15 protein-coding genes are annotated in these 15,797 nt (G+C 62.2%); 12 read left to right on the top strand and 3 right to left on the bottom strand.

The window, feature by feature from the left end; all coding sequences use genetic code 11:
* Positions 1-161: 161 nt before the first annotated feature.
* Together IRZ56_RS22260 and IRZ56_RS22255 are read right to left on the bottom strand one after the other, a co-directional pair.
* Positions 162-1,382 carry a CaiB/BaiF CoA transferase family protein gene (locus tag IRZ56_RS22260; RefSeq protein WP_196146922.1) on the bottom strand — a complete coding sequence of 407 codons (1,221 nt, stop codon included), beginning with the start codon at positions 1,380-1,382 and terminating at the stop codon, positions 162-164.
* 15 nt (positions 1,383-1,397) lie between these two features.
* Positions 1,398-2,579, bottom strand: a complete 1,182-nt coding sequence (locus IRZ56_RS22255) for an acyl-CoA dehydrogenase (protein WP_196146921.1) — start codon at positions 2,577-2,579, stop codon at positions 1,398-1,400.
* Positions 2,580-2,743: 164 nt separating this feature from the next.
* On the opposite strand from IRZ56_RS22255, the gene IRZ56_RS22250 reads away from it, so the two are divergent.
* The 10 genes from IRZ56_RS22250 (at position 2,744) to IRZ56_RS22205 (ending at position 12,769) form a co-directional block, all read left to right on the top strand.
* Positions 2,744-3,661: a LysR family transcriptional regulator gene (locus IRZ56_RS22250; protein WP_196146920.1), complete on the top strand. Its 918-nt coding sequence runs from the start codon at positions 2,744-2,746 to the stop codon at positions 3,659-3,661.
* 422 nt (positions 3,662-4,083) lie between these two features.
* Positions 4,084-5,205 carry a Re/Si-specific NAD(P)(+) transhydrogenase subunit alpha gene (locus IRZ56_RS22245; protein WP_196146919.1) on the top strand — a complete coding sequence of 374 codons (1,122 nt, stop codon included), beginning with the start codon at positions 4,084-4,086 and terminating at the stop codon, positions 5,203-5,205.
* A gap of 11 nt (positions 5,206-5,216) precedes the next feature.
* Positions 5,217-5,531, top strand: coding sequence for an NAD(P) transhydrogenase subunit alpha (locus IRZ56_RS22240; protein ID WP_008097413.1), 315 nt, complete (start codon positions 5,217-5,219; stop codon positions 5,529-5,531).
* A gap of 2 nt (positions 5,532-5,533) precedes the next feature.
* Entirely contained in the window at positions 5,534-6,970 is a 1,437-nt protein-coding gene (locus tag IRZ56_RS22235) for an NAD(P)(+) transhydrogenase (Re/Si-specific) subunit beta (protein ID WP_084855150.1), read from the top strand.
* A gap of 250 nt (positions 6,971-7,220) precedes the next feature.
* Positions 7,221-8,714 carry an acetyl-CoA hydrolase/transferase family protein gene (locus tag IRZ56_RS22230; RefSeq protein ID WP_084855151.1) on the top strand — a complete coding sequence of 498 codons (1,494 nt, stop codon included), beginning with the start codon at positions 7,221-7,223 and terminating at the stop codon, positions 8,712-8,714.
* A gap of 543 nt (positions 8,715-9,257) precedes the next feature.
* Positions 9,258-9,473: a DUF1127 domain-containing protein gene (locus IRZ56_RS22225; RefSeq protein WP_084855152.1), complete on the top strand. Its 216-nt coding sequence runs from the start codon at positions 9,258-9,260 to the stop codon at positions 9,471-9,473.
* A 293-nt stretch (positions 9,474-9,766) separates the two neighbouring features.
* Positions 9,767-10,084, top strand: coding sequence for a DUF2388 domain-containing protein (locus IRZ56_RS22220; protein ID WP_196146918.1), 318 nt, complete (start codon positions 9,767-9,769; stop codon positions 10,082-10,084).
* Positions 10,085-10,173: 89 nt separating this feature from the next.
* Positions 10,174-10,467 carry a DUF2388 domain-containing protein gene (locus tag IRZ56_RS22215; protein WP_196146917.1) on the top strand — a complete coding sequence of 98 codons (294 nt, stop codon included), beginning with the start codon at positions 10,174-10,176 and terminating at the stop codon, positions 10,465-10,467.
* Positions 10,468-10,493: 26 nt separating this feature from the next.
* Positions 10,494-10,814, top strand: a complete 321-nt coding sequence (locus IRZ56_RS22210; RefSeq protein ID WP_196146916.1) for a DUF2388 domain-containing protein — start codon at positions 10,494-10,496, stop codon at positions 10,812-10,814.
* Complete coding sequence (locus IRZ56_RS22205; protein WP_196146915.1) at positions 10,811-12,769, top strand: DUF4105 domain-containing protein; 1,959 nt, start codon at positions 10,811-10,813, stop codon at positions 12,767-12,769. Before IRZ56_RS22210 ends, IRZ56_RS22205 begins: the two co-directional genes overlap by 4 nt.
* A 94-nt stretch (positions 12,770-12,863) precedes the next feature.
* On the opposite strand, the gene IRZ56_RS22200 is transcribed toward IRZ56_RS22205, so the two are convergent.
* The gene (locus IRZ56_RS22200) at positions 12,864-13,265 is read right to left on the bottom strand and encodes a GFA family protein (protein WP_196146914.1); all 402 of its coding nucleotides are present in this window, start codon (positions 13,263-13,265) and stop codon (positions 12,864-12,866) included.
* Positions 13,266-13,534: 269 nt separating this feature from the next.
* Here IRZ56_RS22200 and IRZ56_RS22195 point away from each other — a divergent pair, with 269 nt between their 5' ends.
* Both IRZ56_RS22195 and IRZ56_RS22190 read left to right on the top strand, forming a co-directional pair.
* On the top strand, positions 13,535-14,842 hold the full coding sequence (locus tag IRZ56_RS22195) for a CitMHS family transporter (RefSeq protein ID WP_196146913.1): 1,308 nt from the start codon (positions 13,535-13,537) through the stop codon (positions 14,840-14,842).
* A gap of 64 nt (positions 14,843-14,906) precedes the next feature.
* Positions 14,907-15,677 carry a TerC family protein gene (locus IRZ56_RS22190; RefSeq protein ID WP_196146912.1) on the top strand — a complete coding sequence of 257 codons (771 nt, stop codon included), beginning with the start codon at positions 14,907-14,909 and terminating at the stop codon, positions 15,675-15,677.
* Positions 15,678-15,797 lie beyond the last annotated feature (120 nt).

Genomic DNA, 15,797 nt, shown 5'->3' with positions numbered 1-15,797 from the left:
AATCTCAAGGAGTTTTGCGTTTCGACTGCGTCGGAAGTGGGGCGCATTATAGGCCCCTGAAACGGCACGTCAACCGTTATTTTCAAAAAACTTCGATATTGCCGAAAAACAAAGCGGGGAGGCCTACCGGCCTCCCCGCTGCTTATATAGCTACCAGCCGCTCACAACACCCCAGCCCCTCGCAAGCGCTGTACCGCCTCGGCATTCATCCCCAACACCTGCTCCAGTACCGCATTGGTATGCTCGCCCAGCAAAGGCGGCGCCTGGCGGTACTCCACCGGGGTTTCGGACAACCGAATCGGGCTCGCCACCTGCGGCACACTTCCCGCCAGCGGGTGCGCGATATTCAGCGCCAAGCCACGGGCCAGCACCTGCGGGTCCTGGAACATTTGCGCCAGGTCGTTGATAGGCCCACAGGGCACGCCAGCCTTTTCCAGCTCGCTGACCCACTGGGCCGTGGTCTTGAACACCGTGGCCTGGCGAATCAGCGGAATCAACTCGGCACGATTGGCAACACGCTGTTTGTTGGTGGCAAAGCGCGGGTCATCCGCCCACTGCGGCTGCCCGGCCACTTCGGCGAACTTACGGAACTGCCCATCGTTACCCACGGTGAGGATGAAGTTGCCATCCGCCGTCGGGAAGTCCTGGTAAGGCACGATGTTCGGGTGGGCATTGCCCAGGCGCCGAGGCGGCGTGCCGGTGGTGAGGTAGTTCATCGCCTGGTTGGCCAGACAGGCCACCTGCACATCCAGCAGCGCCATATCGACATGCTGGCCGACGCCGGTCTGGTCGCGATAGGCGAGGGCAGCCAGGATCGCCACCGTCGAGTAGAGCCCGGTCAGAATATCGGTCAGGGCAACGCCAACTTTTATAGGGCCAGCGCCTTCTTCGCCTTCAGGTCGCCCGGTCAGGCTCATGAGCCCGCCCAACCCCTGGATCATGAAGTCGTAGCCCGCACGCTTGGCATAAGGCCCGGTCTGCCCGAACCCGGTGATAGAGCAATAGATGAGCTTGGGGTTGACCGCCTTCAGGCTCTCGTAGTCCAGCCCATAGGCGGCCAAACCACCCACCTTGAAGTTTTCGATGACGATATCCGACTTCGCCGCCAGCTCGCGCACCAGGCGCTGGCCGTCCGGCTGGGTGAAGTCGATGGTCACCGAACGCTTGTTACGGTTGGCGGACAGATAATAAGCCGCCTCGCTGGTGTTCTCGCCCTGGGCATCCTTGAGGAAGGGTGGCCCCCAGGAGCGGGTGTCGTCACCCGTGCCAGGGCGCTCGACCTTGATCACGTCGGCCCCGAGGTCGGCGAGGATCTGGCCGGACCAAGGCCCCGCCAGCACGCGCGAAAGGTCCAGCACCCGCAAATGTGATAGCGCGCCCATGGCGGACTCCTCCGATCAATAGAACGCCTGGATACCGGTCTGGGCGCGACCCAGGATCAGCGCATGGACGTCATGGGTGCCTTCGTAGGTATTGACCACCTCGAGGTTGACCAGGTGACGGGCCACGCCGAACTCGTCGGAGATGCCATTGCCGCCGAGCATGTCGCGAGCCATGCGTGCGATATCCAGCGCCTTGCCGCAGGAATTGCGCTTCATGATCGAGGTGATTTCCACCGCCGCGGTGCCTTCATCCTTCATCCGGCCCAGGCGCAGGCAGCCCTGCAGGGCCAGAGTGATCTCGGTCTGCATGTCGGCCAGCTTCTTTTGGATCAGCTGGTTGGCGGCCAACGGGCGGCCGAACTGCTTGCGGTCCAGGGTGTACTGGCGGGCGGTATGCCAGCAGGCCTCGGCCGCACCCAGCGCGCCCCAGGAGATGCCATAGCGAGCCGAGTTCAGGCAGGTGAACGGTCCCTTGAGGCCACGCACCTCGGGGAAGATGTTCTCTTGTGGCACGAAGACGTTGTCCATGACGATCTCACCGGTGATCGACGCACGCAGGCCAACCTTGCCATGGATGGCCGGGGCGCTCAGGCCTTCCCAGCCTTTTTCGAGGATGAAGCCGCGGATATCGCCGGCATCGTCCTTGGCCCAGACCACGAATACATCGGCGATCGGGCTGTTGGTGATCCACATCTTGCTGCCGGTCAGGCGATAGCCGCCGTCGACCGTGCGCGCCCGGGTGATCATCGAGCCCGGGTCGGAACCATGGTTGGGTTCGGTCAGGCCGAAGCAGCCGATCCATTCACCGGTGGCCAGCTTGGGCAGGTATTTCTGTTTCTGTGCTTCGCTGCCGAATTCGTTGATCGGCACCATCACCAACGATGACTGCACGCTCATCATGGAGCGGTAACCGGAGTCGATGCGCTCCACCTCGCGGGCAATCAGGCCGTAGCACACATAGTTCAGGCCGCTGCCACCGTACTCGGCCGGAATAGTCGCACCTAGCAGGCCGACTTCGCCCATTTCGCGGAAGATCGCAGGGTCGGTTTGCTCGTGGCGGAAGGCCTCCAGTACACGGGGCGCCAGCTTGTCCTGGGCGAACTGATAGGCGCTGTCACGGACCATGCGCTCTTCTTCAGTGAGCTGCTGGTCGAGCAGCAGCGGGTCGATCCAGTTGAAGCTTGCTTTACCGGCCATGAGCGAATTCCTCGAAATGTGGGAACGAAAATTTCTTGTGCCTTGATCCTAGGCCTGATCGGTCGCAGGGACAAACGAGGATTGCGCACGCTTTAGTGATATTTTGTCACTCCGAAATAGTGACAAAGCCGATATTCAACGCCTTAGAAGTGAGGTTCACGTACATGCGACGCAAGATCCCCAGCACCACGGCCCTGGTCTGCTTCGAAGCGGCCGCACGCCACGAGAGCTTCACCAAGGCGGCCCACGAACTGGCCCTGACGCAAGGGGCCGTCTGTCGGCAGATCGGCGGCCTTGAAGCCTTTCTCAATGTCGAGCTGTTCAGGCGCTCACGCCGCGGGGTGAAACTGACCGAGGCCGGGCTTTCCTACAGCCGCCAGGTGGCTGCGCAACTGGACGCGGTGGAGCGCGACACCTTGTCGGTAATGCGCCAGCAGGGCGCCAACGTGATCGAACTGGCCGTGGTGCCGACGTTCGGCACCCAATGGCTGCTGCCACGACTTAAGGACTTCCAGCAGCGTCATCCGGACGTCACGGTGAACCTCACCAACCGCACACGCCCGTTCCTGTTCGCCGACACAACCTTCGATGCCGCCATCTATTTCGGCGACGCGGACTGGTCCGGTACCCAATCCCATCGGCTGATGGGGGAAAACCCAGTGCCCGTATGCAACCCAACATTACTGGATGGGCAGGCCAGCCTGGAGGCACAGCGCATCGCCGAGTTGCCGCTGCTGCAGCAAACCACCAGGCCCTATGCCTGGCGACAATGGTTCGGCAACCTGGGCATGACCGTGGAGCGCGACATGACAGGCCCGCGCTATGAGCTATTCTCCATGCTGGCCCAGGCGGCTATGCATGAAATGGGCATTGCGCTGATTCCGCCGTTTCTCATCCAGCGCGAATTGGAGGAGGGCAGGCTGGTCATCGCCAACCGCCACGCCCTGACTAGCGCCAAGGCCTACTACCTGATGATTCCTGAGCGCAAGGTAGAGTCCGCCTCGCTTCGAGCTTTCCGCGACTGGCTGGTGGAACAGGCCGAACGCTATACCGCGACCCATCGGGACGATCTCCATTCCTGACCCTGTAGTCAATTATTTTAAACACCTACAGATATAAGGAATTGTCGCCAATAAACAAACTGTTCCTCCTTATCCGAAAAATGCACTCAAGCCTCCCAACCACGCGGCTTTCAGGGCTTATTTGCGACATCCACGAACGTATCCGCGCAACGCCTACAAAAAATTGCAAATTTTGCCGTAATCTCTGGATCGCCCGCATTTGACGGGCTGCTTTCGAATCGTTGCGACATACGGTCACAGGGTGACTTGTAGTTTTGGCTTCGTATCGCTCCAGAACCGGTTGAAGCCCCTTCGGTTCGTCTGCAAAATGCTCGGCCCGCCCGGGATTCAGGCGGGTTCGTTGCTGAACGGCCGCTCCAGATGCACCACCCGAAGTGCGCTGGTTTCAACAAAGACAAAAGGTCACCGCAGGAGACAAAGTCGTGCACATTGGTGTTCCTCTCGAGACGCAGACGGGCGAAACGCGGGTCGCCGCTACCCCGGAAACCATCAAGAAGCTGGTTGGCCAGGGGCATCAGGTCACCGTCCAACGGGGGGCAGGGCTCAATGCCAGCATTCCGGACAGTGCCTATGAAGCCGTTGGCGCCTCCCTGGGCAACGCCGCCGATGCATTCGGCGCGCAGTTGGTGCTCAAGGTAGTCGCACCCAACGACCAGGAGCTTGCCCAGATCAACAGCGGCAGCCTGCTTGTAGGCATGCTCAACCCGTTCAACAGCGAACTGATCGCCAAGATGGCCGAGCGCGGCATCACCGCCTTCGCCCTCGAAGCCGCGCCGCGTACATCGCGGGCCCAGAGCCTGGACGTACTGTCGTCCCAGGCCAACATCGCCGGTTACAAGGCCGTGTTGCTGGCCGCCCATCATTACCCGCGCTTCATGCCCATGCTGATGACCGCCGCAGGTACCGTGAAAGCCGCTCGCGTGCTGATTCTCGGCGCTGGCGTCGCCGGCCTGCAGGCCATCGCCACGGCCAAGCGCCTGGGGGCGGTGATCGAGGCCTCGGACGTACGCCCAGCGGTGAAGGAGCAGATCGAGTCGCTCGGCGCCAAGTTCATCGACGTGCCCTACGAAACCGATGAAGAACGCGAGTGCGCCGAAGGCGTTGGCGGTTACGCCCGCCCCATGCCGGCCAGCTGGATGCAGCGCCAGGCCCAGGCGGTCCACGAGCGCGCCAAGCAGTCCGACATCGTCATCACCACCGCACTGATCCCGGGGCGCAAGGCGCCAACGCTGCTCAGCGCGGAAACCGTTGCGCAGATGAAGCCCGGCGCAGTGGTCATCGACCTGGCCGCCGCCCAAGGTGGCAACTGCCCGCTGACCGTACCGGACCAGGTAGTGATGGAGCACGGCGTGACCATCGTCGGCCCGACCAACCTGCCGGCCCAGGTGGCTGCCGACGCCTCGGCGCTGTATGCACGCAACCTGCTGGACTTCATGAAGCTGCTGTTCGACAAGGACGGCGCGCTGGTCATCAACCTCGAAGACGACATCGTCGCCGCGTGCCTGATGTGCCGCGACGGCCAGGTCGTGCGCAAGAACGGCTAAGGAGCACGACAATGGAAGACATGCTGATTTCCCATGGCATCTACAACCTGATCATCTTCGTGCTGGCCATCTATGTGGGCTACCACGTGGTGTGGAACGTCACACCAGCCCTGCACACGCCGTTGATGGCCGTCACCAACGCCATTTCCGCAATCGTCATCGTCGGCGCCATGCTGGCTGCCGCCCTGACTGTAACCCCCGCCGGCAAGGTGATGGGGACCCTGGCCGTGGCCCTGGCGGCGGTCAATGTCTTCGGTGGCTTCCTGGTCACCCGCCGCATGTTGGAAATGTTCAAGAAGAAAACCAAGAACGAGGCGCAGAAGTAAGCATGAGCATGAATCTGGTAACGCTTCTCTACCTGGTCGCCTCGGTCTGCTTCATCCAGGCGCTCAAGGGCCTGTCGCACCCGACGACGTCGCGCCGGGGTAACCTGTTCGGCATGATCGGCATGGGGATCGCGATCCTCACCACCGTCGGCCTCATCTATAAGCTCGGTGCCGAGCTGGCGACCGCCGGCATCGGCTACGTGATCGTCGGCCTGCTGATCGGTGGTACCGCCGGCTCGATCATGGCCAAGCGCGTGGAAATGACCAAGATGCCTGAACTGGTCGCCTTCATGCACAGCATGATCGGCCTGGCAGCGGTGTTCATTGCCATTGCCGCGGTGCTCGAGCCGCAATCGCTGGGCATCGTCGCCAGCATCAGCGACCCGATCCCCACCGGCAACCGCCTGGAGCTGTTCCTGGGTGCGGCGATCGGTGCCATCACCTTCTCCGGCTCGGTGATCGCCTTCGGCAAGCTGTCGGGCAAGTACAAGTTCCGCCTGTTCCAGGGCGCACCGGTACAGTTCGCCGGCCAGCACAAGCTGAACCTGATCCTGGGCCTGACCACCATCGCCCTGGGCCTGCTGTTCACCTTCACCGGCCATTACAGCGCCTTCACCCTGATGCTGGCCCTGGCCTTCATCATGGGCGTGCTGATCATCATCCCGATCGGCGGCGCCGACATGCCGGTGGTGGTGTCGATGCTCAATAGCTACTCGGGCTGGGCCGCGGCCGGTATCGGCTTCTCGCTGAACAACTCGATGCTGATCATCGCTGGCTCCCTGGTAGGCTCCAGCGGTGCGATCCTCTCCTACATCATGTGCAAGGCGATGAACCGCTCGTTCTTCAACGTCATCCTCGGTGGCTTCGGTGCCGATGTAGACGCGGGCGCAGCTGCCGGTTCCAAGGAACAGCGCCCGGTGAAGTCCGGCTCGGCCGACGACGCCACCTTCCTGCTGAGCAACGCCGACAGCGTGATCATCGTCCCCGGCTACGGCCTTGCGGTGGCTCGCGCCCAGCATGCGCTCAAGGAGCTGACCGAGAAGCTGACCCACAACGGGGTGAACGTGAAGTACGCGATCCACCCGGTGGCGGGCCGTATGCCGGGGCACATGAACGTGCTGCTGGCCGAGGCCGAGGTGCCATACGACCAGGTGTTCGAGATGGAAGACATCAACGCCGACTTCGGCCAGGCCGACGTGGTGCTGGTGCTGGGCGCCAACGACGTGGTCAACCCAGCCGCGAAGAACGACCCCAAGTCGCCGATCGCCGGCATGCCGATCCTCGAGGCGTTCAAGGCCAAGACCATCATCGTCAACAAGCGCTCCATGGCCAGCGGCTATGCAGGCCTGGACAACGAACTGTTCTACCTGGACAAGACCATGATGGTGTTCGGCGATGCCAAGAAGGTGATCGAGGACATGGTCAAGGCAGTGGAGTAACGCGCCGCTTTCGGGGCAGTTTGTAGCCCATCGCCGGCAAGCCGGCTCCCACCTGTCCTGCGTTGGCCGTAGCTGTGGGAGCCACCTTGAACAACCCCCTGGAACAACCTTCCCGGGGGTTGTCGCATTCATGTGATCCAGATCAACGGCTCTATTTCCGCCCTTCGCATACGACCATGGTCGCGGGACGCCACCGGGTGAAATCTCTAGACTGCGCTGCAGTAGCTTCAGTAGCCCGAGATAACAATCCATGTACCGTGATCGTATCCGCTTGTCCTCCCTGCACAGCAAGGTAATGAGTGCGGCTGATGCCGCTGGCCTGATCCAGGACGGCATGACCGTCGGCATGAGCGGTTTCACCCGCGCCGGCGAAGCCAAGGCCGTGCCTCATGCCCTGGCCGAACGCGCCAGGCAATCGCCCCTGAAGATCAGCCTGATGACCGGCGCCAGCCTGGGCAACGACCTGGACAAGCAGCTTACCGAGGCCGGTGTCCTGGCCCGCCGCATGCCGTTCCAGGTGGACAGCACCCTGCGCAAGGCCATCAACGACGGTCAGGTGATGTTCATCGACCAGCACCTGTCGGAAACCGTCGAGCAGCTGCGCAACCAGCAGCTCAAACTGCCGGACATCGCAGTCATCGAAGCGGTGGCGATCACCGAACAAGGCCACATCGTGCCGACCACTTCGGTGGGCAACTCGGCCAGCTTCGCGATCTTCGCCAAACAGGTCATCGTCGAGATCAACCTGTCGCACAATGCCAACCTCGAAGGCCTGCACGACATCTATATCCCCACCTACCGCCCGACCCGCACCCCGATCCCGTTGGTGAAGGTGGATGACCGTATCGGCAGCACCGCCATCCCGATCGACCCGGCGAAGATCGTCGGCATCGTCATCAGTGACCAGCCGGACTCGCCATCTACCGTGCTGCCACCGGACCACGAGACCCAGGCCATCGCCGACCACCTGATCGACTTCTTCAAGCGCGAAGTGGATGCAGGCCGCATGACCAACAAGCTCGGCCCACTGCAGGCTGGCATCGGCAGCATTGCCAACGCGGTAATGTGCGGCCTGATCGAGTCGCCGTTCGAAGACCTGACCATGTACTCCGAAGTCCTGCAGGACTCGACCTTCGACCTGATCGACGCCGGCAAGCTGCGCTTCGCCTCAGGCAGCTCGATTACCTTGTCGACGCGCCGCAATGCCGATGTGTTCGGCAACCTGGAGCGTTACAAGGACAAGCTGGTATTGCGTCCACAGGAAATTTCCAACCACCCGGAAGTGGTGCGCCGCCTGGGGATCATCGGCATCAACACTGCGCTTGAGTTCGACATCTATGGCAACGTCAACTCGACCCACGTCTGCGGCACCAAGATGATGAACGGCATCGGTGGCTCCGGCGACTTCGCCCGCAATGCCCATCTGGCGGTGTTCGTCACCAAGTCGATCGCCAAAGGCGGTGCGATTTCCAGCGTGGTTCCGATGGTCAGCCATGTCGACCACACCGAGCACGACGTGGACATCCTCGTCACCGAGCAAGGCCTGGCCGACCTGCGTGGCCTGGCGCCACGCGAACGTGCCCGGGCGATCATCGACAACTGCGTGCACCCGGACTACCGCGCTGCGCTCAACGACTACTTCGACCGCGCCTGCCAGCGTGGCGGCCATACCCCGCACATCCTGCGCGAAGCACTGAGCTGGCACGAGAACCTGGAAGAAAGCGGGCGCATGCTTGCCAGCTGATCCTCAACTGTTCTGATTGCCCCCCTCTAGGAGCGGGGCTTGCCCCGCGATACCAGGGCCCACCCAATCGCGGGACAGGCCCGCCCCACAAAACAGCCAATCTCCTTTTGGATATCGCACGCCCCTGTAGGAGCGGCTTGCCCCGCGAACAAGGGCGAAGCCCTTGCCAGGTACCGCGCACCAGGGCGCCCCCAATCGCGGGACAGGCCCGCACCCACAAAACAGCCAGTCTGTTTTGGATATCTACAGAGGACCATCACAGTTTTTCAAATCAGCCCGAACATAAACCTTAAAAACTGTACTACTGTACCGGTAAATAACTGACTTTCCCGCCTCGCAAAATTCTTCGCAGCTCAAAAATGCACCAAATAGGTGCCGACCAGTACAGTTGCGCCAAATTCAAGTGCAACAGTCGGGTTAAACAGTTAACTGAGCCATCGCAATACATATGAACTGTATCTACTGTTCTGGACGACAGAGGAGGATCATTGGCATCAGTTAAATCACTACCTAATGCCGCCACAAGCGGAAGGATGACACATCATGGAACGCACCCTCAGTTCCGACCTGGTTTTTGAAAACAACGCTCAAGCCTCCCACGCTTCGCTGCCTCTGCGCGCCCTGTCGACCCTGCTGCTGTGGCAGCGCCGTGTCTCCAGCCGCCGTCAGCTGGCTCGCCTGGACGCCCGCCTGCTGGCCGACGCCGGTATCAGCGAGTCGCAGCGTTACGAAGAGCTGAGCAAGCCGTTCTGGCGCTAAGCCCGGGCTCGCTGGCCTCGGCCAGCACCCAGAATTCCTGAAGCCCGTCGCGGGAAATCGCGACGGGCTTTTTGTTTTCCAGGCGTCTGGCATGGGACTTACAGCTATTACCAATACAGTTTTAAAATTAGTAAATGCGCACCATAACAGTTACGCAAAAGCTGTCGCCGATGAGCTGCACCGCGCTGGCGCGTGATACGCTTCGTTTCAGCCGCTTGGCAAATACCGTGACGAGCCGAGCGACGTCCGATAACCAGAACTACTTCAAGACCCTTACGCAGGAGTCCACGACCATGTCCCGTAACCATTTCATCGGCGCCGCCCTGCTGCTGGCCCTGGCCGGCACTGCCAACGCCTCCAGCTTCGTCGTCACGACTGACGCGGTCGTGCGCGGCGTCGCCGCTTCCACCGACGCGACCTCCGACCTGTCCTCGTCCCTGAAAGACGACAAGATCGTCCAGGCCGCCCGTGACGATGCCGCCACCTTCGTCGGCAGCGAAGGCGCCATCCGCGGCGCCAAGCTGGAAAGCGCCTTCGTGCATATCCGCGAGCAGCAGCCAAGCCTGCAAGCCAGCGACGCGCAACTGGCCCAGGCAATCCTGGCGCTCTGATCCACGACGCGCTACCCCGCAAGTGCTGGCCTTGAGCGGCGCTTGCGGGTTAGCCTTCGCCACTCCCTGCCCAACGTCACTCGAAAGTCATGCGTTATCTGTTGCCATTGCTGTTCGCCTTCGTCGGCATGGGAAGCGCCCATGCGATGGATGTCACCACCCAGAGCCTGGTCGCCAGCGGTTATGTCACCAGCCAGGTGACCACCGCACCGTTCGATCGCAAATTGGTCGACCAGGCCCGTGACGATGCCGCGGCCTTCATCGCCACAGACGGCCTGATCCGTGGTGCACGCCTGCAGGCGGCCCTCAGTTCGCTACGTCGTGCCCACCCGCATCATTCTGTCGGCGACCTTGAACTGGCCGAAGCGATTCTCGTCCAATGAATACCCGTATCTTCCGGAGATGCTCCATGCGTAAACCGCTGATCGCCGCCGCCCTCGGCATGCTGCTGCTGGCAGACCTGGCCCAGGCACAGACCCTGGTGGCCACCAGCAATATCATCGTCCGTGCCTTTGGCCGTTCGATCGATTTCACCTCTGATACCACCACCTCCATTCGCGATTCCAAGATCGTGCAGCAAGCCCACGACGACGCGGCCAGCTTCGTCGCCAGCCGCGGCGAGATCCGGGGTGCCCAGCTCGAAGCCGCTTTCAATACCCTTCGCCAACGCGTCCCCGAAGCGCGCGACGCCAGCGATCAGGTACTGGCCGAAGCCATTCTCGCCCTGTGAAGCGCGTGCGTGCCTGGCTGCTGGGCTGCGCCCTGACGCTGCTCGGCACGCCCGCCCTGGCAGGTCTGCAGCTCGAGCTGCAGACAGCCGGCCTCGACCCGAAACAGCAACAGGCCACCCAGGCCCTGCTCGACGAGGCCATGGCGAAACTTCCGCCACGCTTCAAGCAGCAATTGGACCGGCGTATTCAGGTCAGCTGGCGCGAGGGTATGCCTGCCGATGCCTACGGCCAGGCTTCCTTGGTCTCGACGCTCGACCTTAACCGCCGCCTGTTGCCCGGCCTGGTCGATGGCAGCGCCGCACGCGAGCAGACCGGCCGCCCCCACGGCACGGTGCGCCAAGAACTGCTGGCCACGGTGCTCCATGAGCTGACCCATATCTACGACCGCGCGCGCCTGTGGCCTGCCGCCGAGCGCCAGCTGATCACCCGTTGCAAGCGCCAGCAAGGCAGCCTGGGCAGGATTGGCCTGCCACAACCGTGCCGTGGCCAGGCAGAACGGCGCTTCACCTTGAGCGATGACCCACGCTTGCTCGACCTGGCCGGATGGCCGCAGTACGTCGGCAGGCGCGGCGAGCGCGAACAGCACAACGGCCAATTCGTACGCAGCCCCGACAGCTACGAGCTGAGCAGCCCCAAGGAATACATCGCGGTCAACATGGAGTATTTCCTGCTCGACCCAAGCTACGCCTGCCGCCGCCCGGCCTTGAACCAATACCTGAGCGAGCACTTCGGCTGGGCACCGCAACACACCCCATGCGCCAGTGGCCTGCCGTTCCTCAACGCGGGCAGCGACTTCGCCCGCCAACCCTTGGGCGAGATTGACCCCGAGCGGGTCTACGAGGTCGACTATCTGTTGGCCGAGGCCAACCAGAACTGGGTCAGCCGCTGGGGCCACAGCATGCTGCGCCTGGTCATCTGCGCCCCAGGTCGGCCACGCGGCCCGGATTGCCGGCTGGACCTGGACCAGCACCTGGTGCTGTCCTACCGGGCCTTCGTCAATGACCTGCAGCTGTCCAGCTGGGATGGCCTGACCGGCGCCTACCCCTCACGGTTGTTCGTGCTGCCGTTGAGCCAGGTGATCGACGAGTACACCAAGACGGAGCTGCGCAGCCTGGCCTCGATCCCGCTCAAGCTCACCCGCCAGGAAGTGGAAAACGTGGTGCGTCAGGCGGCCGAGATGCACTGGAGCTACGACGGCAGCTACTTCTTCCTGTCCAACAACTGCGCGGTGGAGTCGTTGAAGCTGCTGCGCAGCGGCACCGGCAATCCGCGCTTCAACGACCTGGACAGCATCATGCCCAACGGCTTGCTGGAGGTTCTCAAGGGGCGCGGATTGGCCGATACGAGCGTGCTCGACGACCCACGCGAGGCCCTGCGCCTGGGCTATCGCTTCGACTCCTACCGCGAGCGCTACCAGGCCATGTTCGACGTCTTGAAGAAGCAGCTGCCGATCAAGCAGGACAAGGTCGAGGACTGGCTGGCCCTGGACGCCGAGGAGCGCCGCGCCTGGTTCCCACAAGCCGACCTGCGTACCAGCGCGGCCCTGCTGCTGCTCGAGCAGGCCAGCCTGCGCCGCCAGTTGCTGCTGGCCCAGGACGAAGTCAAGCAACGTTACCTCAATGCCGCGGCGCTCAAGGATGGCAGCATCGCCAAGGCCAACGAGACCTTGCAACAGATGCTCGCCAACAGTGGCTTCCTCAGCCGCCCGGCGGAGTTGCTGGAGGCCAAGGGCTATGGCCTGCCGCAGCCACAGGAACGCGAGCACCTGGAAAAGGTCAGCCGCGAAAGGCAGGCCCAATTGCTGCGCCTGAGCACCGACCTGGACAAGGAGGTGCGCGCGCTGTTGGAGCCTTCGCGAGCCAAGGAAATCGCCGCGGTCGAAGCCAACGTGAAGCAGATTGGCGAGCATCTGCGGGCGTTGCACAAGGCCGCCGGGGGGCTGCAACTGCCTTGAGCTTTCTGGGCCCCTTTCGCGGCACAAGGCCGCTCCTACAGGGCTTATGCAGGAGCGGGCTTGTGCCGCGAAAGGGCTGCGCAGCAGCCCATGTTCAAAGATGCTCCTGCACCTCCCCCGGCAGATCCTCATCCAGATGCAGCCAAGGCAAACGGCTGCTGGTCCAGATATGCCGCTTGGCCCGCACCCGCTCCGGGTGGTCCAGGGTCGCCACCGTCACATCGATACTCTGCGGGCTGCGTGTGGTCACCAATGCCACATGCGCCCCACAGTTGCCACAGAAGTAACGGCTGCAACTGGCCGGGGCGACATAACAGTCGGGCTTACCCGCCAACCACCGAAAACCTTCGCGGGGCAAGGTGAGCCAGGTCACCACCAGCCCGCCGCTGACCCGCCGGCAGATCGAGCAGTGGCAATGGGCGATATCCGTCAGCTCACCCTCCAGGCGATAGCGCAGGGCGCCGCAATGGCAGCCCCCCTCCAGTACGTTCGGCATCGACATGACCTCCGGTCGCCTTGTTCCAGGCGAAAGCTGGCTGAAAGGTTGCGCACATAGGATAGCCCCACTACCGGCAGCAGACCGGTCAGCCAGGGCACCCGGAATATTTCCGCGCCCGGCCCAATCAACAACAACAATGGTGATACCGATGTTTTCCTGTGCCCGCCTTTTCGCCGTTCCGCCCCGATTGCTCCCCGCGCAGCGCCTGACGCGCTGATCCGCCCGAGTCGACTTTCCTTTCGCCGCGCCACGCCTGGAGTACCGCCATGCTGACCTTCCTCGGCTTCGCCATGGTCATTTCGTTCATGTACCTGATCATGACCAAGCGCCTGTCGGCCTTGATCGCCCTGATCCTGGTACCGATCCTGTTCGCCCTGTTCGGTGGCTTCTACAGCCAAATCGGCCCGATGATGCTCGAAGGCATCAGCAAGCTTGCGCCCACCGGCGTAATGCTGATGTTCGCCATTCTCTACTTCGCCCTGATGATCGATTCCGGCCTGTTCGACCCGGCCGTGCGCAAGATCCTCAAGCTGGTCAAAGGCGACCCGCTGAAAGTCTCGGTCGGCACCGCGGTGCTGGCCTTGGTGGTGTCCCTCGACGGCGACGGCGCCACCACCTACATGATCTGCTGCGCTGCCATGCTGCCACTGTACAGCCGCCTGGGCATGAGCCCTCGGATCATGGCGGGCCTGATCATCCTGGCCGGCGGGGTGATGAACATGACCCCTTGGGGTGGCCCCACCGCCCGTGCCGCCAGCGCCCTGCACGTCGACCCTTCGGACATCTTCGTGCCGATGATCCCGGCCATGGTCTTCGGTGTGCTGGCGATCCTGGTCATCGCCTATATGTACGGCAAGCGCGAACGGGCCCGTCTGGGCGAACTCCATTTGCCTACCGACGACATCGACCACAGCGAAATCAGCGTCTCGCAGTTCCCTGAAGCACGTCGGCCGAAGCTGATCTGGTTCAACGGCGCCTTGACCGCAGCCCTGATGGTCGCCCTGATCGCCGGCGCGCTGCCGCTGCCGGTGCTGTTCATGATCGCTTTCAGCATCGCCATGATCGTCAACTACCCCTGCCTGCAGCAGCAAAAAGACCGCATTGCCGCCCATGCCGGCAGCGTGCTGGCGGTGACCGGCCTGATCTTCGCAGCGGGTATTTTCACCGGCATTCTGTCAGGTACCGGCATGGTCGAAGCCATGTCCAAAAGCCTGCTGGCCGTGATTCCAGACGCTCTGGGACCTTACCTGGCGGTGATCACGGCCATCGTCAGCATGCCGTTCACCTTCTTCATGTCCAACGACGCGTTCTACTACGGCGTGCTGCCCGTGCTCTCCGAAGCCGCCAGTCACTACGGCATCAGCCCGGTGGAAATGGCCCGTGCGTCGATCGTCGGGCAGCCGGTACATCTGCTCAGCCCGCTGGTACCTTCTACGTACCTGCTGGTGGCCCTGGCGGGTATCGAATTCGGCGATCACCAGCGCTTCACACTGAAGTGGGCAGTGCTCGTGTGCATGTGCATAATGCTCGCCGCGTTGCTGATGGGAATCTTCCCGTTGTTCAGCAGCCTATAAGGCAAACCCCACATCGCGATGCGCCCGACCGGGCGCATTGCCTCTATCACTCGAAGGATTACACATGGAATGGCTGACCAGCCCGGAAATCTGGGTTGCCTTTTTCACCCTCACCGCGCTTGAGATCGTTCTCGGTATCGACAACATCATCATGATCTCGATTCTGGTCAGCCGCATGCCCAAGCACATGCAGCCGCGCACCCGGATCTTCGGCCTGGCCCTGGCCATGATCACCCGCATCATGTTATTGCTGTCGATCACCTGGGTGATGCGCCTGACCGACGACCTGTTCGAGGTCTTCGGCCAAGGTATCTCGGGGCGCGACCTGATCCTGTTCTTCGGCGGCCTGTTCCTGCTGTGGAAGAGCTCCCAGGAGATCTACCACGGCTTGGAGGGCGAAGACGAAAGCCAGGACGAGCCCAAGGGAGCGGGCGGCAAGTTCTTCTACACCATCATCCAGATCGCCATCATCGACATCGTGTTCTCCCTCGATTCGGTGATCACTGCGGTCGGCATGGTTTCTCATGTACCGGTGATGATCGCCGCGATCATCGTCGCGGTCCTGGTGATGATGCTGTGCGCCGGCACCATCAGCGACTTCATCGACAAGCACCCGTCGCTGAAGATGCTCGCGCTGTCGTTCCTGATCGTGGTCGGTACCGTGCTGATCGCTGAATCCTTCGACGTGCATGTGCCAAAAGGCTACGTCTACTTCGCCATGGCGTTCTCCCTGGCGGTGGAAGCGATCAACATCCGCATGCGCACCGCCTTGGCGCGCAAGGAAGGCAAGGAGCACGATCCGGTGAAACTGCGCAAGGACATTCCGGGTCAATAAGATACGGAAGCGCAAACCAGAGGGCCCTTCCAGACTGTGTGAAAACCTAGCAATCTGCCCGGCCCTTTAAGAGAATGCTCCGTATCGAAAGATACGGAGCATTTTTCGTTATGGCTTACA

The sequence above is a fragment of the Pseudomonas guariconensis genome (assembly GCF_015680235.1).
Taxonomy (GTDB): domain Bacteria; phylum Pseudomonadota; class Gammaproteobacteria; order Pseudomonadales; family Pseudomonadaceae; genus Aquipseudomonas; species Aquipseudomonas guariconensis_A.
The sequence above is the reverse complement of the archived record's forward strand: the minus strand, read 5'-3'. Positions and strand labels throughout refer to the sequence as shown.